The 21,417-nt window shown below is 67.3% G+C and carries 20 protein-coding genes; 13 read left to right on the top strand and 7 right to left on the bottom strand.

Annotated elements, in window-relative coordinates:
• The first annotated feature begins 2 nt into the window (after positions 1 to 2).
• The 3 genes from Cocul_RS04485 (at position 3) to secA (ending at position 4,123) form a co-directional block, all read left to right on the top strand.
• On the top strand, positions 3 to 608 hold the full coding sequence (locus Cocul_RS04485) for a ComF family protein (RefSeq protein WP_069723569.1): 606 nt from the start codon (positions 3 to 5) through the stop codon (positions 606 to 608).
• 106 nt (positions 609 to 714) lie between these two features.
• Positions 715 to 1,386 carry a ribosome hibernation-promoting factor, HPF/YfiA family gene (hpf, locus tag Cocul_RS04480; RefSeq protein WP_055122131.1) on the top strand — a complete coding sequence of 224 codons (672 nt, stop codon included), beginning with the start codon at positions 715 to 717 and terminating at the stop codon, positions 1,384 to 1,386.
• Positions 1,387 to 1,543: 157 nt separating this feature from the next.
• Entirely contained in the window at positions 1,544 to 4,123 is a 2,580-nt protein-coding gene (gene secA / locus Cocul_RS04475) for a preprotein translocase subunit SecA (RefSeq protein ID WP_055122130.1), read from the top strand.
• Here the strand turns inward: secA and Cocul_RS04470 are convergent.
• On the bottom strand, positions 4,120 to 4,500 hold the full coding sequence (locus tag Cocul_RS04470) for a hypothetical protein (RefSeq protein WP_055122129.1): 381 nt from the start codon (positions 4,498 to 4,500) through the stop codon (positions 4,120 to 4,122). The two genes, secA and Cocul_RS04470, sit on opposite strands and share 4 nt — an antisense overlap.
• Positions 4,501 to 4,598: 98 nt before the next feature.
• Here Cocul_RS04470 and Cocul_RS04465 point away from each other — a divergent pair, with 98 nt between their 5' ends.
• Positions 4,599 to 5,009, top strand: a complete 411-nt coding sequence (locus tag Cocul_RS04465; RefSeq protein ID WP_055122128.1) for an HAD family hydrolase — start codon at positions 4,599 to 4,601, stop codon at positions 5,007 to 5,009.
• Between the two features lie 4 nt (positions 5,010 to 5,013).
• Positions 5,014 to 5,520 (top strand): DUF6912 family protein, encoded by a 507-nt coding sequence (locus Cocul_RS04460; RefSeq protein WP_055122127.1) that lies wholly within the window; start codon positions 5,014 to 5,016, stop codon positions 5,518 to 5,520.
• On the opposite strand, the gene rsgA is transcribed toward Cocul_RS04460, so the two are convergent.
• Positions 5,521 to 6,516 (bottom strand): ribosome small subunit-dependent GTPase A, encoded by a 996-nt coding sequence (gene rsgA, locus Cocul_RS04455; protein WP_055122126.1) that lies wholly within the window; start codon positions 6,514 to 6,516, stop codon positions 5,521 to 5,523. It abuts the gene before it with no gap.
• Positions 6,509 to 7,801, bottom strand: a complete 1,293-nt coding sequence (aroA, locus tag Cocul_RS04450) for a 3-phosphoshikimate 1-carboxyvinyltransferase (RefSeq protein WP_055122125.1) — start codon at positions 7,799 to 7,801, stop codon at positions 6,509 to 6,511. The genes rsgA and aroA overlap by 8 nt, the downstream gene beginning before the upstream one ends.
• A 107-nt stretch (positions 7,802 to 7,908) precedes the next feature.
• On the opposite strand from aroA, the gene Cocul_RS04445 reads away from it, so the two are divergent.
• A complete protein-coding gene (locus tag Cocul_RS04445; protein ID WP_055122124.1) occupies positions 7,909 to 8,523 on the top strand; it encodes a sigma-70 family RNA polymerase sigma factor in 615 nt (204 codons plus the stop codon).
• On the top strand, positions 8,520 to 8,780 hold the full coding sequence (locus tag Cocul_RS04440) for a hypothetical protein (RefSeq protein WP_055122123.1): 261 nt from the start codon (positions 8,520 to 8,522) through the stop codon (positions 8,778 to 8,780). Before Cocul_RS04445 ends, Cocul_RS04440 begins: the two co-directional genes overlap by 4 nt.
• A gap of 90 nt (positions 8,781 to 8,870) precedes the next feature.
• On the opposite strand, the gene Cocul_RS13140 is transcribed toward Cocul_RS04440, so the two are convergent.
• On the bottom strand, positions 8,871 to 8,945 hold the full coding sequence (locus tag Cocul_RS13140; RefSeq protein ID WP_370513925.1) for a 50S ribosomal protein bL37: 75 nt from the start codon (positions 8,943 to 8,945) through the stop codon (positions 8,871 to 8,873).
• Between the two features lie 130 nt (positions 8,946 to 9,075).
• Entirely contained in the window at positions 9,076 to 9,333 is a 258-nt protein-coding gene (locus Cocul_RS04435) for a WhiB family transcriptional regulator (RefSeq protein ID WP_055122122.1), read from the bottom strand.
• Between the two features lie 541 nt (positions 9,334 to 9,874).
• On the opposite strand from Cocul_RS04435, the gene Cocul_RS04430 reads away from it, so the two are divergent.
• On the top strand, positions 9,875 to 10,288 hold the full coding sequence (locus Cocul_RS04430) for a hypothetical protein (RefSeq protein ID WP_055122121.1): 414 nt from the start codon (positions 9,875 to 9,877) through the stop codon (positions 10,286 to 10,288).
• A 58-nt stretch (positions 10,289 to 10,346) separates the two neighbouring features.
• Here the strand turns inward: Cocul_RS04430 and Cocul_RS04425 are convergent, their stop codons facing one another.
• The gene (locus Cocul_RS04425) at positions 10,347 to 11,588 is read right to left on the bottom strand and encodes an Rv3212 family protein (protein ID WP_055122120.1); all 1,242 of its coding nucleotides are present in this window, start codon (positions 11,586 to 11,588) and stop codon (positions 10,347 to 10,349) included.
• Positions 11,585 to 12,913, bottom strand: a complete 1,329-nt coding sequence (locus tag Cocul_RS04420) for a DEAD/DEAH box helicase (RefSeq protein ID WP_055122119.1) — start codon at positions 12,911 to 12,913, stop codon at positions 11,585 to 11,587. The genes Cocul_RS04425 and Cocul_RS04420 overlap by 4 nt, the downstream gene beginning before the upstream one ends.
• 111 nt (positions 12,914 to 13,024) lie before the next feature.
• Here Cocul_RS04420 and Cocul_RS04415 point away from each other — a divergent pair, with 111 nt between their 5' ends.
• The 5 genes from Cocul_RS04415 to Cocul_RS04395 are packed head-to-tail and all read left to right on the top strand — an operon-like array spanning position 13,025 to position 21,387.
• Complete coding sequence (locus tag Cocul_RS04415; protein ID WP_055122118.1) at positions 13,025 to 13,252, top strand: DUF3107 domain-containing protein; 228 nt, start codon at positions 13,025 to 13,027, stop codon at positions 13,250 to 13,252.
• Complete coding sequence (locus Cocul_RS04410) at positions 13,253 to 14,122, top strand: DUF3152 domain-containing protein (protein WP_055122117.1); 870 nt, start codon at positions 13,253 to 13,255, stop codon at positions 14,120 to 14,122.
• Positions 14,119 to 14,994 (top strand): TIGR02569 family protein, encoded by an 876-nt coding sequence (locus Cocul_RS04405; protein WP_055122116.1) that lies wholly within the window; start codon positions 14,119 to 14,121, stop codon positions 14,992 to 14,994. The genes Cocul_RS04410 and Cocul_RS04405 overlap by 4 nt, the downstream gene beginning before the upstream one ends.
• A 2-nt stretch (positions 14,995 to 14,996) precedes the next feature.
• Positions 14,997 to 18,080, top strand: coding sequence for an ATP-dependent DNA helicase (locus tag Cocul_RS04400; RefSeq protein WP_055122115.1), 3,084 nt, complete (start codon positions 14,997 to 14,999; stop codon positions 18,078 to 18,080).
• Entirely contained in the window at positions 18,070 to 21,387 is a 3,318-nt protein-coding gene (locus Cocul_RS04395) for an ATP-dependent helicase (protein ID WP_055122114.1), read from the top strand. The genes Cocul_RS04400 and Cocul_RS04395 overlap by 11 nt, the downstream gene beginning before the upstream one ends.
• Positions 21,388 to 21,417 lie beyond the last annotated feature (30 nt).

Here is a 21,417-nt window from a genome sequence, read left to right as displayed (position 1 = left end):
CCGTGGAACTGCTCCTGCCCCGGCGCTGCGCCGGGTGCGCGACGCCGGGGGAGATCTTGTGCCCCCGATGCCGACTGGCGTGGGCGCAACCACCGCAGCGCGTCACCGCTCGCCTCGACCCCCTGGTGCCGGTGTGGTCGCTGGGGGTCTACGGCGGGGCGCGCCAACAAACCATCATCAGCCTCAAAGAGTGCGGCAACCGCGCCGTATCCGGCTACGTGGGCGCGGCCCTGGCGGCGGGGCTGGAGCACCTGCGGGCACGCGGGGAACTGCCCGAAGAAGCCGTGGCGCTGCCCGCACCCACCCGGGCGCGCGCGGCGCGGCTGCGCGGCGGGGATCACGTCACTGCCTGCTGCCGCGCCGCCGGTATCCCGCTGGCCCCGGGAACGCTGCGCTACCGGGGCGGGGTGCGGGACTCGGTGGGGCTCAACGCCACCCAACGGCGCCGCAACGTGGCCGGGGCGGTGCGGGCCCGCGGGGCGCTTCCGCCCCTGGTGGTGCTTATCGACGACGTCCTGACCACCGGGGCGACCATAGGCGCGGCGGCCGCGCTGCTGCTGGCCCAGGGGATCGACGTGGCCGGGGCCGTGGTGTGGGCCCATGCGTGAGGGGTAAATACCCGGTAAACAAAACCCCTCCGGCAGGTGACGGATCCGCGTATCATGGGCGGCGGAAACATCACGTCCACCGCCTACTTCTAGGGAGGTCAAGAAGATGTCCACTGCCGTCAATGGCCACGAGTCTTTGAGCCCGGAGGCGCAGGTCTCCATCACCGGGCGCAACGTGGAGGTGCCTGAGCACTTTGCGGAGCGGGTGAACGCCAAGCTCGCCAAGATTGAGAAGCTCGATCCCACGCTTACCTCGTTCCATGTGGAATTACAGCACGAGCCCAATCCGCGCCGCGAGGCCCAGAGCGATCGCATTCAGATCACGGCCTCGGGCAAGGGGCATATCGCCCGCGCGGAGGCTAAGGAGGATAGCTTCTATGCTGCCTTGGAAACCGCCATCGCCAGGATGCAGCGCTCTCTGCGCAAGGTGAAGGCGCGTCGTTCCATTTCCCGTTCCGGGCACCGTGCCCCCAAGGGCGTGGGCGAGGTGGCTGCGGATCTGGTGGCGGAGGCCGATAAGGCCAAGCAGGAGCAGGGCCGCTTTGATGTAGACCCGTACGCGGATTCCGTGGAGGACGTGCTGCCGGGGCAGGTGGTGCGCACCAAGGAACACCCGGCCACGCCCATGTCGGTGGATGATGCGCTCTCGGAGATGGAGCTGGTGGGGCATGACTTCTATCTCTTCGTCGATGAGGAGACGGGCCGTCCCTCGGTGGTGTATCGCCGCCATGCCTTTGATTACGGTTTGATCTCGCTCACGGAGGGTAAGCAGGATTAATACTGGTGCCGCCGCAGTTTACGCGGTGGCTCTCGTAGGGCACCGCCGTCTGTCCCCGCGATGGGCGGCGGTGTTACACGTCTGTTGCGCGTCCCGCGTACACTGTCGGGGGATATTTCTTATACAACCGCCCTCATCAGAGTAAGGACTGTGGGAAGTGCTAGGACTGTCGAAGTTGCTCCGCGCCGGTGAAGGCCGCACCGTCAAGCGTCTGGCAAAGATTGCTGATGACGTTATCGCCCTGGAGGATACGTATGCGGCGCTCAGCGACGAGGAGCTCAAGGCAAAGACCGCCGAGTTCCAGGGCCGCCTGGAGGAGGGGGCGAGCCTGGACGATATTTTGCTCGATGCCTTTGCCGTGGCGCGTGAGGCTTCTTGGCGGGTGCTGGGGCAAAAGCACTTCCGGGTGCAGATCATGGGTGGCACCGCCCTGCACTTTGGCAACGTGGCGGAGATGCGCACGGGTGAGGGTAAGACGCTGACCTGTGTGCTTCCGGCGTATCTCAATGCGCTTGCCGGCAAGGGCGTGCACGTGGTCACCGTGAACGATTACCTCGCCAAGCGCGATGCCGAGTGGATGGGCCGTGTGCACCGCTTCCTGGGCCTGGAGGTGGGCGTGATCCTCTCGGAGATGCGCCCGGAGGAGCGTCGTCAGGCTTATGGCGCGGACATCACCTACGGCACGAACAACGAGTTCGGCTTTGATTACCTGCGCGATAACATGGTGCGCTCCCTGGATGAGGTGGTGCAGCGCGGTCATAATTACGCCATCGTGGATGAGGTGGACTCCATCCTCATCGACGAGGCCCGCACGCCGCTGATTATCTCGGGCCCGGTCAACGGCACTTCTCAGTACTTCAATGTTTTTGCTCAACTCACCCCGCGTATGCGCGAGGGCATTCACTATGAGGTGGATCACCGCAAGCGCACCGTGGGCGTGCTGGAAGAGGGCGTGGAGTTCGTGGAGGATCAGTTGGGCATTGCGAATCTCTATGCCCCCGAGCACTCCCAGCTGGTGAGCTACCTTAATAACGCCATCAAGGCCAAGGAGCTGTTTGAGCGCGATAAGGACTACATCGTGCGCAGCGGGGAGATTCTCATCGTGGATTCCTTTACGGGCCGCGTGCTCAGCGGGCGTCGCTATAACGAGGGCATGCACCAGGCCATTGAGGCTAAGGAGGGCGTGGAGATCAAGAATGAGAACCAGACCCTGGCCACAGTGACCCTGCAAAATTACTTCCGCCTGTACGAGAAGCTGGCGGGCATGACGGGTACCGCGGAGACCGAGGCGGCGGAGCTGAATCAGATTTACAAGCTCAACGTGGTGCCCATTCCCACGAACCGGGAGAACGCCCGCGTGGATAACTCGGACCGCATTTATAAGACGCAGGAGGCCAAGTTCGCCGCCGTGGCGGAGGACATCGCGGAACGTCAGGCCGCGGGCCAGCCGGTGCTGGTGGGTACCACCTCGGTGGAGCGCTCCGAGTATCTCTCGCAGTTGTTGCAGGCCAAGGGGATCAAGCACAATGTGCTCAACGCCAAGCATCACGAGCAGGAGGCGGAGATCGTAGCCCAGGCCGGCCTGCCGGGAGCGGTGACGGTGGCCACCAACATGGCTGGGCGTGGTACGGACATCGTGCTGGGCGGCAACCCCGATATTCTGTTGGACATTCAGTTGCGCGAGCGCGGCCTCGATCCGGTGGAGAACGAGGAGGAGTACCAGGAGGCCTGGGAGCGCGAGTTGCCCAAGGTGAAGGAGCGTTCCCAGGAGCTTGGCGACGCCGTCCGCGAGGCCGGCGGCCTGTACGTTCTGGGCACCGAGCGCCACGAGTCCCGCCGCATTGATAACCAGTTGCGGGGCCGCTCGGCGCGTCAGGGCGATCCGGGTGAGACGCGCTTCTACCTCTCCATGCGTGATGAACTCATGGTGCGCTTTGTGGGGCAGACGATGGAGAACATGATGAATCGCCTCAACGTGCCCGATGACGTGCCCATTGAGGCCAAGATGGTGACCAACTCCATCAAGGGTGCGCAGGCACAGGTGGAGAACCAGAACTTTGAGATGCGTAAGAACGTGCTCAAGTATGACGAGGTGCTCAATGAGCAGCGCAAGGTGATCTACCGCGAGCGTCATGACATTCTGGAGTCCACGGACATCAGCGAGCACATTCAGTCCATGATTGATGAGACGATCGGGGCTTATGTGGAGGGCGCTACCGCCCAGGGCTACGTGGAGGATTGGGATCTCACCGCACTGTGGCACGCCCTGGAATCCCTCTACGGCCCCACGGTATCCGCCGAGGACTTGGTGCAGGGTACCGAGTACGGTTCCGCCGGGGAACTCACCGCTGGTCAGCTGCGGGAGGCCCTGCTTGCCGACGCCCACGCGCAGTACGCCGACCTGGAGCAGAAGGTGGCGGAGGTCAGCGGCGAGACCCAGATGCGCGATCTGGAGCGCATGGTGATTCTTCCGGTGATTGATCAGAAGTGGCGCGAGCACCTCTACGAGATGGATTACCTGAAGGAGGGCATTGGCCTGCGCGCGATGGCGCAGCGCGATCCCCTGGTGGAGTACCAGAAGGAGGGCGGCGAGATGTTCCAGGCCATGAACGATGCGATCAAGGAAGAGACCGTGCGCCAGCTCTTCATGCTGCGCAAGCAGTTCCTGGGCGCCCAGGAGGCCCAGGAGGCCCAGGAGGCTCAAGAATCGGCGGGGGCTGGGCAGGAAGAGGCCTAGCGCAGCACCCGAAATTCCGCGATCTTTCCCTGCGCCAGCCAGCCGGTGAATCCGTAGCGCTCGCCCGCGATTTCGCAGGTGCCGTAGAACTCCGGGGCGTCGTGGTGGCGCTCCCGCAGGTGCAGGGAGCATAAGCGCACGGCCTGCGGGGCGCGGGTTCTGGCCTGGGCGGTCACGCCCGGGCCGTAGGCGAGCGGGCTGAGTTGGCGCGGGGGCCGCTGCCCGCACAGCACCTCCAGCAAGACGATGACGTGGGCGCGCAGCCGGGCGGGGAGCGTCGTCGGCGTCGCTAGTGGCTCGGGTTCCTCGGGGGCGTCCTGGTGTGGTTCGCGGACGTGTATTTTCAGGTGGTTATAGCCGGGGACGGGAATGAGCATGGGTGATCTGGCTCTCTGTTCGAGGGCGCAGGACGGGCACGGGCGGGGCTGGGTATCATTGTGGCACGAAAGTGATACCGAGAGAAGGGACATGGGGCGTGCGAGGGCTCATCGTTGATTACGCGGGCGTGCTGGACGGCTCGGAGGACGATCAGCGCCGCTGGCGGAATCTTTTTGCGGCGGCGAAGAAGAACGGGGTGGCCACGGCCATCTTGTCCAATGATCAGGGTGGCCCCGGTGCGGAGCCGATCCGGGAGTGGGAGTACCGGGGGATCGTGGACGCGGTGCTGCTCTCCGGGGAGATCGGGGCGGAGAAGCCCGACGAGCGGGCGCTGAGCATCGCGGCCGATACCCTGGATCTGCCGATGCGCGATTGCGTGCTCATTGATGATTCCATCGTGAACGTCCGCGCCGCCGTGGAGGCGGGCCTGGTGGGCGTGCTTTATCAGTCCTTTGATCGCACGGTGGTGGAGATCGTGGGCCTCTTTGACATCGAGGGAGAGTTCTAGGCCCATGCGCGTGTATATCCCCGCCACCTTTAGCACCCTGCGCGGGCTCAACGAGTCCCGCGTGGTCACCGCGCGTTCCGGGTGGGCCTTCGCCGTGACTCCCGCCCTGCGCGAGTTTTATACGGAGGGCGATGAGGAGGAGATCGCGCACGCGGCCTTTCAGGACGCCGCGGAGGCTTCCCTGCGCCTGCTGGCGGTGGGGGACGAGGAGGAGTTTCCGCGCCGCCGAGTGGTGATCTCCGCCGACGTCCCCGAGGGGCACGTCACGCTCACCCCGGAGAACGGGGAATCGTTGGTGCGGCTGAGCCCGGCCCAGATCAACCTGGTGGACGTGGCGGCTATTCACGTGGACGTGCCGGAATCGGAGGAGGCCACGGCCAAGGCCACCGAGGCTATCGACGCCGCCGATATGGGCGATGAGGACGCCGAGCTGGCGGTGGGAGACGCCCTGGATAACTTCCTGGCCTGGTATGACCCGAGCGAACTCCCGGTGCTGGTAGAGCTGCTGTAATCACTCCCAGTCCACGTTGGTGCGCAGCGCGGCGAGTAGCGCGCGCACGGCCTGGGTGCGCCGCGCGCTGGCGCCGTCGAGGGTGTCCAGTGCGCATTCGGGGTCCGCGGGCGGGCCCATGTGGGTGCAGCCTCGGGGGCAGTCCTGGGCCACCTCGGCGAGGTCCTCAAAGACCCCCACCACGGTATTGGGTTCCACGTGAGCCAGGCCGAAGGAGCGGATGCCGGGGGTGTCGATGATCCAACCGCCGGTGTCTCCCGGCAGCCGCAGCGCCACGGATTGCGTGGAGGTATGGCGGCCCTTGCCAACCTCGGAGACCTCCCCGGTGGCGCGTTCAGCCCGGGGGACGAGGCGATTGACCAGGGTGGATTTCCCCACCCCGGAGTGGCCGATCACGGCGCTGGTGTGTCCGCCGATGGTGTAGAGGAGATCGTCGAGGGAGTCGTCTACCCCGCAGGTGAGTACGGGAACGTGGAGGTCTGAGAACTCCGCGGCGAAGGCCCGGTGGTCCGCGAGGTCGGTCTTGGTCAGGCACAGCACCGGGCGCAGGTTTCCCACGAAGGCCGCGATGAGGCTGCGCTCCACGAACCCTGCGCGCGGCGGGGGATCGGCCACGGCGCAGACGATGAGCAGGAGTTCCGCGTTGGCCACCACGATCCGCTCGTAGGGGTCGGTGTCATCGGCGGTGCGGCGCAGTACGGAGGAGCGCTCGGTGAGTTTCACGATGCGAGCCAGGGTGCCGGGGGTCCCGCTGGTATCGCCCACCACGCCCACCCGATCGCCCACCTCGATGGGGGTGCGGCCCAGCTCCCTGGCCCGCATGCACACCACGGGGTCGTGCCCCGCATCGAGCACCACCCCCCAGCGGCCGCGATCCTTGGTCACCACCATGCCAAAGCGGGCGTCGCGGTGCTCGGGGCGGTTCTTGGTGCGCGGCCGCGAGCCCTTTCCGGGGCGCACGCGCACGTCGGACTCGTCGTAGCGCCGCCTAGCCACGCACCATCGCCTCCCACATGGCGGCAAATCCCGGCAGCGTCTTGGCGGTGGTGGCTACGTCGTCGATGGACACCCCCGGAACCCGCAGGCCGATGATGGCCCCGGCGGTGGCCATGCGATGATCGTCGTAGGCCCGCCACAGCCCGCCGTGAAGGTCTGGCACGGGGCGGATGCGCAGGCCATCGGGGGTTTCGGTGCAGTCTCCGCCCAGGGCATTGATCTCTGCGGCGAGGGCGGCCAGGCGATCCGTTTCATGCCCGCGCAGGTGGGCGATGCCGCGCAGGTGAGATTCGGTTTCCGCCAGGGTGGCCAGGGCCACCACGGTGGGGGCTAGCTCCCCAATCTCGGACATGTCTAGGTCAATGCCCTGAAGCCTCCCGGTGGCCGGGCCGGTGATGCTGAGCCCCTCCGGGGTGTGGATCACCGCGCCGCCCATCTGGGTGGCGATGCGCCGGAAGGCGTCGCCGGCCTGCGTGGTGGCGGCGGGCCAGCCGGGAATCCGCACGGTGCCCCCGGTCACGAGGGCGGCGGAAAGAAACGGCGTGGCGTTGGAGAGATCGGGTTCAATCTCCCAGCCGCCCCCGGCGATGGGGCCGGGGTGAACCGTCCATTCCTCGTGCCCGGTGTCCACCGTGACTCCGGCGCGGCGCAGCATGTCCACGGTCATCTCGATGTGGGGCAGGCTGGGCAGCGCGCCGCCGCGGTGACGCACGGTGATGCCCCGTCGAAAGCGCGGGGCGCTGAGCAGCAGCCCGGAGACGAACTGAGAGGAGCCGGAGGCATCGACCTCCACGGTGCCGCCCTCGGGGGTGCCGTGGCCCTCCACCCGGGAGGGTAGGGCCCGGCCGGTGACGCTCACGCCGAGGGCCACCAGGGCGTCGAGAAGCGGGAGCATGGGGCGCTGCCGGGCGCGCGGATCGCCGTCGAAGGCCACCGGCTGTGAGGCCAGCGCGGCCACGGGTGGAAGAAAACGCATGACGGTGCCCGCCAACCCGCAGTCCACCTCGGCCCCGCTCAGGGGGGCGGGGGTGACGTTGATCGTGGTGGGGTCTGATTCCGCCACGGCGATCCCCGTGCCCATCGCCCGCAGCGCGGCGCACATGAGGTCGGCGTCGCGGGAGCGCAGCGCCCCGGTGATGGTGGAGGGGGAGTCCGCGAGGGCGGCGAGCACGAGCGCGCGGTTGGTCATGGACTTGGAGCCGGGGACGCGCTGGCTCCAGTCCAGGGGGCCGGTGGCGGTGGGCGCGAGCCACGGGGCGGGCGAGGAGGGATTGGTATCACGCACACTCCCATCATAGAGATGGGCCTACAATAGGGAGCGTTATCCGGTTGTGCCGCCCCCAGGGCAGCACCGTGCCGCACCATGACCGACGGAAAGGCCGCACCCTGATTATGGCGGACGCTGAGCTACGCGAGCTTCACCAGCGTTTTGAGGAGGAGGCACTGCCGCTGCTCGATCAGCTCTACGGTGGCGCGCTGAAGATGACCCGGAACCCCGCCGACGCGGAGGACCTGGTGCAGGAAACGTACATGAAGGCCTTTCAGGCCTTTGATCGCTTCCAGCCCGGGACCAACCTCAAGGCGTGGCTGTACCGGATCATGACGAACACCTACATCAACTCCTACCGCAAGAAGCAGCGTCAACCCGCCCAGACCCCCACCGAGGAGATCACGGATTACCAGCTCTACACCACCTCCTCCCACGATTCCACGGGCCTGCTCTCGGCGGAGGTGGAGGCGCTGCGCCGCATGCCCAACCAGCAGATTATCGACGCCCTTGATGAACTCCGGGAGGATTACCGCATGGTGGTGTATTACTCCGATGTGGAGGGCCTGGCGTACAAGGAGATCGCGGAGATCATGGACACCCCGCTGGGCACGGTGATGAGCCGCCTGCATCGCGGAAGAAAACAGCTGCGCGGGTTGTTAAAGGAAGTGGCACAGGAACAGGGGATTGGCCTCGACCACCCTGAGAACGGCACAGAGGCTCAGAAGGTGAAGAAATGACGTCCGAAAAAGAACCATGCGGCTGCCAGCGCGATTCCATCGAACAGGCGCTCGCCACGCTTTTTGATAACCCCCGCACCGCGGAGGAATGTCAGGCGCTGCGGGAGCAGATCGCGCGGTGCCCGGAGTGTTTCTCTCGCCTAGAACGAGAGGAAGCCATGCGGGCCCTCATGCGGGGGTGTTGCGGCTCCGATCCCGCGCCGACGGTGCTGCGCAGCAGGATCAGCGCGCAGATCCGCATCGTGCGGGAGGGGTGAGCTAGGAAAACGAAAAAGAGCGGTGCCCGGTCGTCCCCGCCAGGGGCGCACCGGGCACCGCTCTTTTTCGCGTATAAAGAACTGCCTTCTTTAGGAGTTCGGACGCTTGCCGTGGTTAGCGGACTTCTTGCGGCGATCCTTGCGCTTGCGACCACGCTTGCTCATGATGACTCCTTGGGTCGTATCGGTGTATGGAGGACAACCCCGCCGATTTTAGTGGCGGCGGGGTAAGGGAGGAAATTGGCCGCCCGGTTACCGGGGGTGTTCCTGGGGCAGATTTGGGTGCCGTGGGCCCCTAGACCGTCATGCGCACGCGGCGGCCGCGGTTGTTGCGACGCTTGAGCGCACGGCGCTCGTCCTCGGAGAGGCCACCCCATACGCCGGCGTCCTGGCCGGTTTCCAGGGCCCAGCGCAGGCACTGGGAGGTCACGGGGCAGCGGTTGCAGACGATCTTGGCCTTGGCGATCTGGGCGAGGGCGGGGCCGGAATTGCCCACGGGGAAGAAGAGCTCCGGGTCCTCGTCGCGGCAAACGGCTTCGTGGCGCCAATCCATAATGGTTCTCCTAACATACGTTTTTGCGGTGCCCGCGGGGGATGCGGGTGGTGGAGCGATGAGGGCGCACCAGAAGAACCCCGTTAAGGTTCAAGAAAAAGTGGTGTAGCGCGGTCACCCGGGCTGCGGGAGCTTTATTCACGCTGCATTAACCTGCCGGTGACCTCACGTTCATGCTCCGTTAACGAGCTAGTCGTTTTGGTTACCTGGAGATAATGGCACGCATCAACAAACTTGGCTAGGGTTATGGGCTAAAAAGTGGTACAACTCACATATTTGCGCCCCTTTTCTTCCTTTTCAGGGCGCTAGGGCTGGTGATAATTTTAGTGAGCCTACCCTTATTTATCTCGCTGTGCTGGGCTTTTAGGCGAAGCGCGCAGAAACGGTGGAAAACATATAAGTCAAATCACTCACCCTTCCCTCAACCCCCTTCGCAGGCGCCGCCGAGGCGTGTGGCAGAGCGACGCGGCAGAGCGACACGGAGCGGCGAGGGCGGGGCGTCGGTCAGCGAGCGGGGACGCGATAGAATTGCCCCGTGAGCATGACACCCCCTGCCTCCGTCCGCTGGGCCGCCCTCGTATCCCTCGCGCAATCCCTCCTCGGGATCGGCTACGCCCTCCTGCTTATCGTGCGCCAGATCAGCGGCGCGCGCGATGAGTCCATCGTCAGCGAGAGCGCCAACGCCTCCTGGGTGGGGCTTGGCACCGCGATCTTCTTCCTCATCATCTTTGGCACCGTGCTTGCCGGGGGAATCGCGGTGCTGCGCGCCAAGGGGCGCTGGGGGCGCGGGCCGGTCATCATGCTCAACCTCATCCTGCTGCCCATCTCCTTGAGCATGTGCGGTGCGGGGGCCTGGCTCATGGGCATCGCCACGGGGCTATCGGCCGTGGCGGTGCTGGCCATGATGTTTAGTCCCCGGGCGGTGGCCTGGGCCAGCCGCATGTACGAGGGCTAGTACGGGTGCTTGGCTGCGGGCGTTGGCTACGCGGTCTTGGCGGCGTGGGAGAGCGGCGTCATAGGGGCGTGGGGCGCAGCCCCACCAACTGCGCGTCGCGACGCTCCACCACGGTATCGCCCACCACGGCCAGCGCGATCACGGCGGTATCCCGAGGGCGGGTCACCTCCACGGTGCGCTCCACGTGCTCGCCCTCGGCGGAGGCGACGGCGATGCCGGAGGCCGTGGGATACAGCAATCGCTCCGCCAGCGCGGCCCCGGTGCCCACGGCGTCCTCGATAACCCGGGTGACGGAGAGATCGTTGGGGTGGAAGAGGTACAGCCGCTGGCCATCAAACCAGCTCATCCGGGTGGGAAGATCGGCCGTGCGGGCGGAAAAAACCTCCTCCGGCGCGGCGTCCTCCACGAGCGGGGAGCGTTCCACCTCGCGGGAGGTCAGCTCCGCGCCCGTGGTGTCAAAGGAGGCCAGGCGCGGCCGCTCACCCGGGATATACACCGCCGCCGCGCTCTCGCCCACGGCTACCAGCCGCACGCCCCGCTCGGGTAACAGCACCTCGCCGGTGATCTTCGGCTCGCGGGAGGATTCCGGGGTGGCCTCCTGCAAGCGCAGCCACGTGCCTTCCTCGCCGGGGCAGACCTCGGTGATCGCCAGCACGTCCTTGCGGGTCAGCGCCGAGGTGATCGTGCACTCCTCGTGGGGCTGCAACTCGGGCTCCTGCTTGGCCTCCACGTCGCCGTATTCCACCGTGCGCACCAGATCCGAGCGCCACAGCTCCACGCGCTCCGGGCTCACGGTGCCAAGGCGATCGTTCGAGGCGATCGCGGCGGTCGCCGCGCTATTGCGCGCGGAACGGGTGTGCTTATACTCGCCGGTCTTGGCGTCCAGCGCCACCGCGTCGCCGCACCCTCCGCCATTGCGGTAGGTCACCACCACCGATCCCCAGGCCGTGCCCAGGGAACAAATCTCGTGGTCATCGCGGCCATAACTCCACAGCACCTCGCCGCGTTGATCCCGGGCATACACCGAGTGCTCGTCGCGGCTGAAGGTCAGCCCGTAGGCATACAGCGGGCGATTTACCCCCGGGGTGGGGGTATCGGGGGCCTCCCACTGGGGGGCAAGGGAGGCGGGAACCTCCGCCAGCGAGGGCGGGGCCGTGTATTCGCCCGCATAAGGCTGCGGGTGCGCGCTGCGGATCGGGGCGGTCAGTGCCACCCCGGCCACCGCCGCGATACCCAATACCGCCAGGGCCGCCGTGGCAATCAGGTCGCGCCGGGTGCGGCGCAGGGGGGCGGTGCTCACCGTGCGCGTCGCCCCCTCCGCGTGCTTTTCGACGCCCCGGTGGTGCGGGAGCCTCGCGGTGCGCCGGAGCGCTGCCGCCCGGAGGGCCCGCCGAACACGCGGCGCGGCACACCGACGGTATCGCCCGTGTTCGGGGACAGATCAAAGGCCTCGATGAGTTCCGGCGAGGTGGAAAACCACGCCGGCGGAGAAGAGAAGCCCAACGAGTGCTCCTCGTCAATGACCTGCCACTTATTCACCTCGTCGTAGCCCACCAGGGTCACGGCGGTGCCGCTGTGTCCGGCGCGCCCCGTGCGGCCGATCCGGTGGATATAGGTCATGGGGTCATCGGGAACCTGATAATTAATCACGTGGGTGACGTCATCGACGTCGATGCCGCGCGCCGCCACGTCCGTGGCCACCAGGATCTCAAAGCGGCGCTCCCGGAAGGCCTGAAGCGATTGCTCGCGCAACGCCTGCGGCAGATCGCCGTGCACCGCCCCCACGGTAAAGCCGGCCTGGGCCAGATCCTCCGCCAGGTTGGCGGCGGCGCGCTTGGTGCGGCTGAAGATGATGGTGCGTCCCCGCCCCGGTGCTTGCAGGATCCGGGCCACCACGGCCAACTTGTCCATGCGGTGCGCCTGGAATACCACCTGGCGAATCCGGTCGTGCGTGGGCTTGGCCTCGTCCATCTCCGCGCGGATATGCAGGGGGTGATCCATGAATCCGCGCGCGAGAGCGAGGATCGCGCCGGGCATGGTGGCGGAAAAGAGCATGGTCTGATGCGGGTGGGTGAGCGCGGCCATGATCTTTTCCACGTCGGGAAGGAACCCCAGATCCAGCATCTCGTCGGCCTCGTCGAGCACCAGGATGGCCACGCGGCTGAGGTCGAGGGAGCCGGAGGAATGGAGATCGAGGAGGCGCCCGGGGGTGCCCACCACCACGTCCGCGCCTCGGCGCAGGGTGGCGATCTGCTCCGCATAACCCCGCCCGCCCACGATGGTGGTGACCGTCACGGGGAGGTGCGTGGCGGCGTGGCGGAGATCCTCGCCCACCTGGTCTGCCAGTTCCCTGGTGGGGGCCACCACCAGGGCGCGGGGCGAGCCGTCGAGTTCGGGTATGTCCGCGGCGTCGAAAACGCGGTCGAGCAGGGGAATGCCGTAGCCGTACGTCTTGCCCATGCCGGTGCGCGCCTGGCCGATGATGTCGCGGCCGTCGAGCGCGCGCGGCAGGGTGTATTCCTGAATGGCAAAGGTGCGCTCGATGCCCCGCTGCTTGAGCGCCTCCGTGATCTCCACGGCCACGCCGAGTTCGGCAAAGGTTGGGCTGTTGTTTCCTACAGACACACCTTAGATACTATCGACACCTGACTATGATGGTTCCATGACCACCGGGCCACCCGGTGAGGAGCATCAGGAAATACGCACGCACGCGAACGAGGATTAAAGGCAGGCGCTATGGACATCAAGATCGGTTTTCAGGATTCCCCGCGGGAACTGGTGGTGCACGTGGCCGAGGATAACGCCGAGCTGAAGGCGCGCATCGCCCAGAGCCTGAGCGGGGGCGAGGGCGTGCTGGAGTTGCAGGACGCCAAGGGGCGCACGTACCTGGTGCGCACCGCCACCATCGCCTACGTGGACATGGGCACCGCCGCGCCCCGCGCCGTGGGCTTCGCCGGGGCCTAAATGGCCTCCTCGGAAAGCACGCTGGTGCGCTTCGCCCGGGATTATGGCTGGCGCGCCTACGCCATTCCCGTGCTGACGGTCATCACGGTGTGGGTGCTGTGGGACATGGTCACGGCGCCCGCGGGCGAGGAAACCCCGGCCCGGGAGACGTCGGCAAGCAGTTCCCAGCCCGCCGAGGGCAAGCGCGGCCCGGTGCCCTCCGACGCCGGGGAGTTGACCACGGATACCGATGAACTCCCCGCCGGTGGGGCCTACACTGAGCGCGGCAACGGCACGTACCGCGTGATCGGCTCCCCCGGCATGACGGCGGGGGAGGGCAAGGAAAAGGTGGTGCGCTACGTGATCGAGGTGGAAGGCGGGGTGGACACCGCCGGGCTGGGCGGGGACGACGCCCTGGCCTCCATGATCGACGCCACCTTGTCCAACCCCAAGGGCTGGACGCAGGATTCTGCCTATCGCTTCGAGCACGTGGTCGCCTCGGACAACCCCACCATGCGCATTCAGCTCACCTCCGTGGGCACCACGCACGAGCTCTGTGGAACAAACCTGGCGATGGAGACCAGCTGCTTTTATTCCGAAGGCAACCGAGTGGTGGTCAACGAGTCGCGCTGGGTGCGCGGGGCCACCCCGTTTCAGGGGGATCTGGGCAGTTACCGCCAGTACCTCATCAACCACGAGGTAGGGCACGGCCTGGGGTTCTCCGAGCACGAGCCCTGCGGGGGTGACGGGGAGTTGGCCCCGGTGATGATGCAGCAGACGCTGAGTTTGAATAACTCCCAACTCGCTGGCTTCGATCCAGATGAGGTCTACCCGGACGATAACGCCACGTGCATGTATAACCCGTGGCCCTACCCCAAGGTGGCACCGTGAATACTGTGAACAAGGCTATGAAAACAGGACAATCCTCTTCCTCCCTTCCGCTCGCGCCGCGCCCGGAGTACCTGCCCGATCAGGTGGCGGCGGTCTTTCACGCCGATGCCGGCACCCCCACGGCCTTGGGAAGCGCCTGGGATCACGGCTGGCGCATCGGCGGGGTTGCCCTCTCGCGTGCCGTAGGCCCACACGTGGCGTGGTCGGCGCGGGTGCGAGACCGGCTTACCGTGCCCGGGCTGACGGTGGCGCGTCCCGTGCGATCCACGGACGGCCGCTTCGTGGCCGGGGGGTGGCGCGCCTCCACCTTCGAGGAGGGTGACCTAGTGCAGCGAGTGGACGAGACCGTGGTGGCCGCCCTGCGCCTGGAGGCTGCCCTGGCCAAGGTGGAGGAACAGCCAGATACCAGCGGCGATGATGTTTTTTCCGTGGCGGATCGCTGCGCCTGGTCCCCGGACGTGGGAGCCGTGGACATGGGCCTCAAGAACGCGCGCCTGCGCGAGATCATCCAGGCGCTGCGCGCTGCCCGCGAGGATATTTCCGCGCCCACGGGGATCGGCCACGCGGACATGCTGGGCACCACCGTGTACGCGGAAGGATCGGGCCCGGTTCTCACCGATCTGGTGGGGGTGATCCGCCCGCACGGCTATACCGCCGCGCAGGTGATGGTGGATGCCCTGCTGCTGGAGGCTACCGACGAAGGCATCTTTGAGCGGTTTAGCCATATCCCCGACCTGGAGCAACTGGCCGTGCGCGCGGTGCTGTACCGGGCCTACGTGTGCGCCCAGATCGAGGATGTGCAACCGAACATAATTTCGAATGTGGAGAGGGTTGCCCGCCTGGTGCTGACACGGCTTTCTGCCACAATGTAAGCATGGAGGAAACACACGTCCCCGCTCCCACCCCCGAGGTGGTGCTGACTGCGCCGCAGCGGGCCCCGCATCGGCGGAGCTGGGCTGCATTATCGGGGGGACTGCCCCGGCAAGGTCGCTGGCGGGTGACCGGCCCGGCGGGCTCGGGGGTGAGTTCCCTGCTGGTGGACATCGCGGTGCAGACCATTGAGCGCCAGCGGGGTTCTGCGGGGGTGCTGGTGATTACCGCCGCCAAGGATTCCGCCGGGCGGTTGCGCTGCGAGATTCACGATCGCCTGTTGGGCCAGGGGAAACGGTACGCCTCGGAGGAGCCCGTGGCGCGATCCCTGCACTCCCTGGCCTTTGCGCTGTTGCGCCGCGTGAGCGAGGAGAAGATCCGGCTTATCACCGGTGCCGAGCAGGACGCGGTGATCCGGGAACTCCTGGCCGGTCATGCGGAGGAGGGGCGCGGCCCCTGGCCCGCGGAGCATGCCCCGGCGCTGGAACTGGTGGGCTTTGCGCGGCAGTTGCGCGATTTTTTGCTGCGCGCGGCCGAGCGCGGGGTGAGCGCGCAGAGGTTGGAGGAGCTGGGGGTTGACCACCGCCGCCCGGCGTGGAGCGCGGCGGGAACGTTCCTGCGCGAGTACGAGCGCACGATGGCCCTCAGCGGCACGCATTCTTATAGCGCCTCCGAGCTGGTGAACGTGACGCTGCGTGCCCTGCGCCGCGATGCCTCCGTGCTCGATGGGCTGTGGCACACCGTGATCGTCGATGACGCCCAGCACCTTGACCCCCTTTCCGGGGAACTGGTGGAGCTGGTGGCGCAGCACGCCGACCTGGCCGTGGTGGGAGGCGACCCCGAGCAATCCATCTTTCACTTCCGTGGCGCCTCCCCGGAGTTCCTGAGCGGTTTTAGCGCCGAGCACGAGGTGGTTCTGCCGGCCTCCCGCCGCGATCCCCGGGCCAGCGTGTACATCGCGGAGACGCCGGTGGCGGAGCAGGCCCGCTACACGGATGAGATTCGCCGCGCGCACCTGCTGGACGGCGTGCCCTGGAGCCAGATCGCGGTGATCGTGCGCTCCTCCGGCATGATCGACCCCGTGCGGCGCGTGCTGCTCGGTGCGGGAGTGCCCGTGCATATCGAGGCCACGGACACGGTGCTGGCCCAGCAACCCCTGGTGGCCGGAATGATCCTGGGGGTGCGGGCTCTGCGCGAGGAACTGGGCGCGGAAGAATGGGAAGCGTTGCTGCTGGGCCCGGTGGGCGGAGCAGACCCCATCACCCTGCGCCGCCTGCTGAGAGGCCTGCGACGCAGCGACATGAGCACCCGCGCCATGACCACGCTCAGCCGCCTCATCGACCCCGCGCGAGCCGTGGACGAGGAACAGGAGGCGCGGCTGCGCGAGATCCTCACCGAGCGCGAGTGGGACATCCTCCAACGCATGCGCCTCGTGCTCGGCGCGGGGTTGAACGCCAAGCGGGCCTGGGGATCGGTGGAGGAGGTGCTGTGGGAGCTGTGGAACGCCACGGGGCTGGCGGATCGCCTCTCCGCCGCCGCTCTGCGCGGCGGGGCCGCGGGTTCCCAGGCGGATCGAGACCTGGACGCCATGATGACGCTTTTCGACGCCGCTGGGGACTACGTGGAGCGACGCCCCCACGCCAGCGTGGATTCCTTCATCCGCCACATCGAGGAACAAGAATTGCCCACGGGGGTGCGCGATCGCCGCTCGGCGGTGCCCGAGGCCGTGACGGTGCTCACCGCGCACGGGGCGGCGGGCCGCCAATGGCACACGGTGGTGGTGGCCGGGGCGCAGGACGATACCTGGCCCGCCCTGGGGGAAACCGGGACGCTGTTTGAACAGGAGGAGTTCATTGACCTGGTGGACTCCGGGATCGACCCGGACCTCATCATCGGGCGCACGAAGGAAAAGGTGGCGGAGGAACGCCGCCTATTCCACGTGGCCACCACCCGCGCCACCGGCAGCCTCTTGGTGACCGCCGTGGCGGAGGAGGCCGACGAGGTGCGCGAACCCTCGCGTTTCATCGAGGAATGGGCGCGCGCGGGGGGAGTAACCCAAGAGGCCGCGGCACCGGGCAACGGCGGGGAGCAAGCCTCCTCGGAACAAGAGGAGCACCCGCGTTTTGCGGTGCTTTCCACCCCGGCCGTGGTAGCGGAATTACGCCGGGCGCTGTGCGTGGAGAACTCCCCCGAGGCGGTGCGCCAACAGGCGGCCCGGCAGCTCGCCCGCCTCGCCCAGGCCGGGGTACCGGGCGCGGACCCCGATCAGTGGTGGGGAGCGCGCGGCCCCTCCACGAAAGAACAGCTGGTGAACGCGGAGCGCGTGAGTATTTCCCCCTCGAATATCGAGAAACTTCACGCGTGCCCCCTGCGCGCGGTGGGAGAGAGGTTCCTGGTGAAGGAGGACTCCCCGCACATGCTCAAGGGCACCCTCGTGCACGCCTACGCCGAGGCCCTCGATCGCGGCGTGGAAGAGGAAAGCGCCAGGGAGATTGTCACCCAGGCATGGACGGAGCACCACGCGGTGCCCCGCTGGCGGAGGGAACAAGACGCTGCGGAGTGGGCGCGCGTGCTCGATCGCACCCGCTCCTGGATCGAGGCCAGGGGCAAGGCTGTGGGCGTGGAGATGGAGATCACCGTGCCCATCGGGAACGAGGTGGCGATCACCGGCCGCCTGGACCGCCTGGACAAGGACGCCGCAGGCGACCACTACATTGTGGACTTTAAAACCGGCACCTCCGTGCCCACGCAGCAGGAGGCCCAGGAAAACATGCAGCTGCGGGCCTACCAGCTGGCCCTCTCCCGAGGAGAAATCCGGGGCGAGGCCGTGGTGGCGGGGGAAAACCACCCGCGCCTGGGCGGCGCCGTGCTGGTGTACCCCGCCAGCACCGCCCAGAAAATCTCTAGCAGGCAACAGGCCGCGCTCACCCCGGAGGAGCAGGAGGAGGTGGCCGCCCTGCTGCCCGCACTTGCTGAGGAACTGCGCGGCCCGCACCTGCTCGCCCAAGTCAATGCGACGTGTGATACCTGCGCGCTGCGGGCCGTGTGCCCGGTGCAACCGGAAGGGAAGGCCACCATTGAGTGCTAATCGGATTAGCCCGAAGAAACTCGCGGCTCTCCTGGGCAAACCCGGCCCCACCGCCCAGCAGGCGGAGGTGATCTCCTCTCCGCCCGGCCCCATGCTGGTGGTGGCCGGAGCGGGCGCGGGCAAGACGGAAACGATGGCCTCCCGCGCGGTGTGGCTGGTGGTCAATGGCCTGGTGCAGCCGGATCAGATTTTGGGCCTCACCTTCACCCGCAAGGCGGCGCAGCAACTGCGCCAGCGGATTAGGAATCGTCTGGGTTCCTTGGCACTGAGCCCCGTGCTGAGGGACGTCGATCCCAGCGGAGACCTGGCCCGCAGCCTGGATAACGCGCAGCCCACGGTGCTCACCTACGATGCCTATGCCGGGCGGCTGGTGCAGGAATACGGCCTGCTCGCCCCCGTGGAGCCGCACGCCCGGCGCATCACGGAGACGGAACTGTACACCATCGCCGCGCAGATCGTGGCGGACTATCAGGGTCGCCTGGACGTGGAACATGCCCCGGACACGGTGGTGGATAACCTCCTGGCCCTGCATAATGACATGCTCAATCACCAGGTATCCCCCCAACAGATCAGGGAGGAAACTCACCCCCTGGTGAGCCTCATGCAGGAACTCCCCCCGGGCAAGCGGCAGGGCAAGGAACTCAACCAGACCATGCAGAAGTGGCTCAACGCGCAGGAGGATCGCCTGCATTACCTTCCGCTGGTGGAGGAGCTGCGCGGGGAACTCTCGCGCCGGGCGGTGGCCACCTTTGCCGATCACATGTCCGTGGCCGCGCGCCTGGCCAGCAACCACGCGGTGGTGGGGGCCGCGCAGCGGCGCAGGTACCGGGTGGTGATGCTGGACGAATACCAGGACACCAGCCACTCTCAGCGCGTGCTGCTGAGGGAACTCTACGGCAAGGGCCAGGACCCGGAACTCACCGTCAACGCCGTGGGCGATCCCATGCAGGCCATCTACGGGTGGCGCGGGGCCACGGCGGCCAACCTAGAGGCGTTCCGCGAGGACTTCCCGCAGGGGGAGCACCCCGCGCCTAAAAAGGAGCTCACGGTGAGTTTCCGCAACCCCTCGGGGGTGTTGGCCCTGGCCAACGCCGTATCCACCACGGTGCTGGGCCCTCCGGAAAATCCCCGGCGCACGGTGGCCCCCTTGAGCGCTTTTGGGGAGGAGCAGGGTTCGGTGGCGCTGTCCTGGTGGGCCACCATTGAGGAGGAGCGTGCCTGGGTGGCGGATCAGATGGCGGAGTATTACGCGCGGGCGCAGAGCGATCAGCGCCCCTTTACCGCCGCGATTCTCGTGCGCGCCAACAAACACAGCGCCCCCCTCGCCGCGGAACTAGCCGAGCGGGTAGTCCCCTACGAGGTCGTGGGCCTGGGCGGGTTGATCGACATTCCCGAGGTGGCCGACGTCCTCGCCGCAGCCCGTCTGCTGATCCGCCCGGCCGAGGATAAGGCCGCGCTCCGTCTGCTCACCGGCCCCTCCGTGGGGCTGGGCTGGGCCGACGTGCGCGCGCTTGCGCGCCGGGCGCGCAACCTCGCCGGGCGCGCCCGATCCACCGGCGAAGGGGAGGAGACCCAGGAGCCGCAAGACCCGGAGGAGAAACTGCGTCGCACCGTGGCCGAGGCGCTGCCGGTGGATCGGGAGCAGATCGCGGGGCTGGGCGACGCCGTGGCGGACCTCGGTGAGGGGGCCGACCTGAGCGAGGAGGGGCGGCGTCGGATAGCGGACTTCGCGGCGAAACTGCGCGTCCTGCGCACCCGCAGCCTGGGCAAGCCCCTGGTGGAGGTGCTCAGCGATATTGAGTGGGCGCTGGGAGTGCGCACCGAGGTGCTGGCGCGCCAAGACCCCTTTGCCGAGGGAGCCGTGGGCACGGTGCACCTGGATCGCCTGCTGGAGGAGGCGGCCGGGTTCGCCGCCGTACCGGGTGCCACCCTGGCGGGCTTCCTGGATTATTGCGATCTCGCCAGGAGACGGGATCGCGGCCTGGAACCAGGGACCGTCACGGTGCGCAGCGATCGCGTGCAGATCATGACCGTGCACAAGTCCAAGGGCCTGGAATGGGAATACGTGGCGGTACCCCATGCGGACGAGTCCACCTGGAAGGTTAAGGCGGAGACCTTCCTCACCCAGGTCAAGCGGATTCCCACCACCCTGCGCGGTGAGATCCAGGAGGCCACGAGCGCGAGTGAGGGCACCCCGGTGTTTCTCCCAGAGGCGGCGGAGGACCGGAAGCAATTCCAGGACACCGCCCAGGAATACATTGACCAGGTACGAGACGTAGAGGCAGAGGAGGCCACCCGCCTGTTCTACGTGGCGCTCACGCGCACGGAGCGGGTGCTCATGGTCAGCGGCAGCGCCCTGCGTGAGGGAACCAAGGCGGTGCCCCCCTATGCTCATCTTGAGGCGCTCAAGGCCCTAGCCCCCGCCGCCGTGGCGCGGTGGTACGGGGAGAGCGAAGCAGGGCAGGAATCCCCGGCAGAACCCCCCGCCAGCCCGCCGCCGGCCCAGGCGCGCTTCCCGGAATTCGAGGTGCCCGCCAACCTGGCGGCCGGAGCGCAACAGGTGCGCGAGGCCCTGGAGAGCCTGCCCGCCGTGGCGGAGGGGGAGCTTTTTAGCCAGTGGGAGGCCGATGTGACGGCCCTGTGCGAGGAACAGCGCGCCCTGGATGCCCCGGTGGTGGCGGTGGAGTTGCCCGGGGAACTCACGGCGAGCGATCTGGTGAATATCAAAAAAGACCCGGTGCAGTTTGCGCGCCGGCAACGCCGTCCCGTGCCCTTTAAACCCAATTCCTATGCTAAGCGCGGCACGGCCTTTCACGAATGGCTGGAGGAGCGTTTTGGAGCCCAGGCGCTCCTGGACGAGGATGAACTGCCGGGCATGGGTGAGCCGGAGGTGCGGGCCGCCGATCTGGAGAGGCTCAAGGAGGCGTTTCTGGATAGCCCCTGGGCGCAGCGCACCCCCGTGTACGTGGAGCACCCCTTCGAGGTCGCGCTGGGCTCCGCCGTGGTGCGCGGGCGCGTGGACGCCATTTTCCGCGATCCCGATACCGGTGGCTGGGTCATCGTGGACTGGAAAACCGGCGCTCCACCCGTGGGCCCGGAGCGTCGCGCGGCGGAGATCCAGCTGGCCGTGTACCGGGTGGCGCTGAGCGAACTGCTGGGGGAGCGCGACGTGCGCGCGGTATTTCATTATGTGGCGTGGAATCGCACGCTGGAACCGGAGCGCCTGCCCGACCGGGAGGAACTGACGCGGCTGATCACCCAGTCCGCCCAGCACCAGTCCGCCCACCCGAGGGGCCGAGGGGACTAAGGTGTCATGGGCAAGGCCGAGGGCACGAGG

Origin of the sequence: Corynebacterium oculi, from assembly GCF_001412105.1 — a bacterium.
In the GTDB taxonomy this organism is placed as follows: domain Bacteria; phylum Actinomycetota; class Actinomycetes; order Mycobacteriales; family Mycobacteriaceae; genus Corynebacterium; species Corynebacterium oculi.
Note: the sequence above shows the minus strand (reverse complement) of the source record. Positions and strands in the feature narration are given on the sequence as shown.

Excerpts from the sequence above, each read along its gene's own strand:
- Cocul_RS04470 (WP_055122129.1), bottom strand. The coding sequence starts at position 4,500 with ATGCTCATTCCCGTCCCCGGCTATAACCACCTGAAAATACACGTCCGC.
- Cocul_RS04440 (WP_055122123.1), top strand. The coding sequence starts at position 8,520 with ATGACGTCCGAAAAAGAACCATGCGGCTGCCAGCGCGATTCCATCGAA.
- Cocul_RS04410 (WP_055122117.1), top strand. The coding sequence starts at position 13,253 with ATGGCCTCCTCGGAAAGCACGCTGGTGCGCTTCGCCCGGGATTATGGC.
- Cocul_RS04400 (WP_055122115.1), top strand. The coding sequence starts at position 14,997 with ATGGAGGAAACACACGTCCCCGCTCCCACCCCCGAGGTGGTGCTGACT.
- Cocul_RS04460 (WP_055122127.1), top strand. The coding sequence starts at position 5,014 with ATGCGCGTGTATATCCCCGCCACCTTTAGCACCCTGCGCGGGCTCAAC.
- hpf (WP_055122131.1), top strand. The coding sequence starts at position 715 with ATGTCCACTGCCGTCAATGGCCACGAGTCTTTGAGCCCGGAGGCGCAG.
- Cocul_RS04430 (WP_055122121.1), top strand. The coding sequence starts at position 9,875 with ATGACACCCCCTGCCTCCGTCCGCTGGGCCGCCCTCGTATCCCTCGCG.
- Cocul_RS04435 (WP_055122122.1), bottom strand. The coding sequence starts at position 9,333 with ATGGATTGGCGCCACGAAGCCGTTTGCCGCGACGAGGACCCGGAGCTC.
- Cocul_RS04415 (WP_055122118.1), top strand. The coding sequence starts at position 13,025 with ATGGACATCAAGATCGGTTTTCAGGATTCCCCGCGGGAACTGGTGGTG.
- Cocul_RS04445 (WP_055122124.1), top strand. The coding sequence starts at position 7,909 with ATGGCGGACGCTGAGCTACGCGAGCTTCACCAGCGTTTTGAGGAGGAG.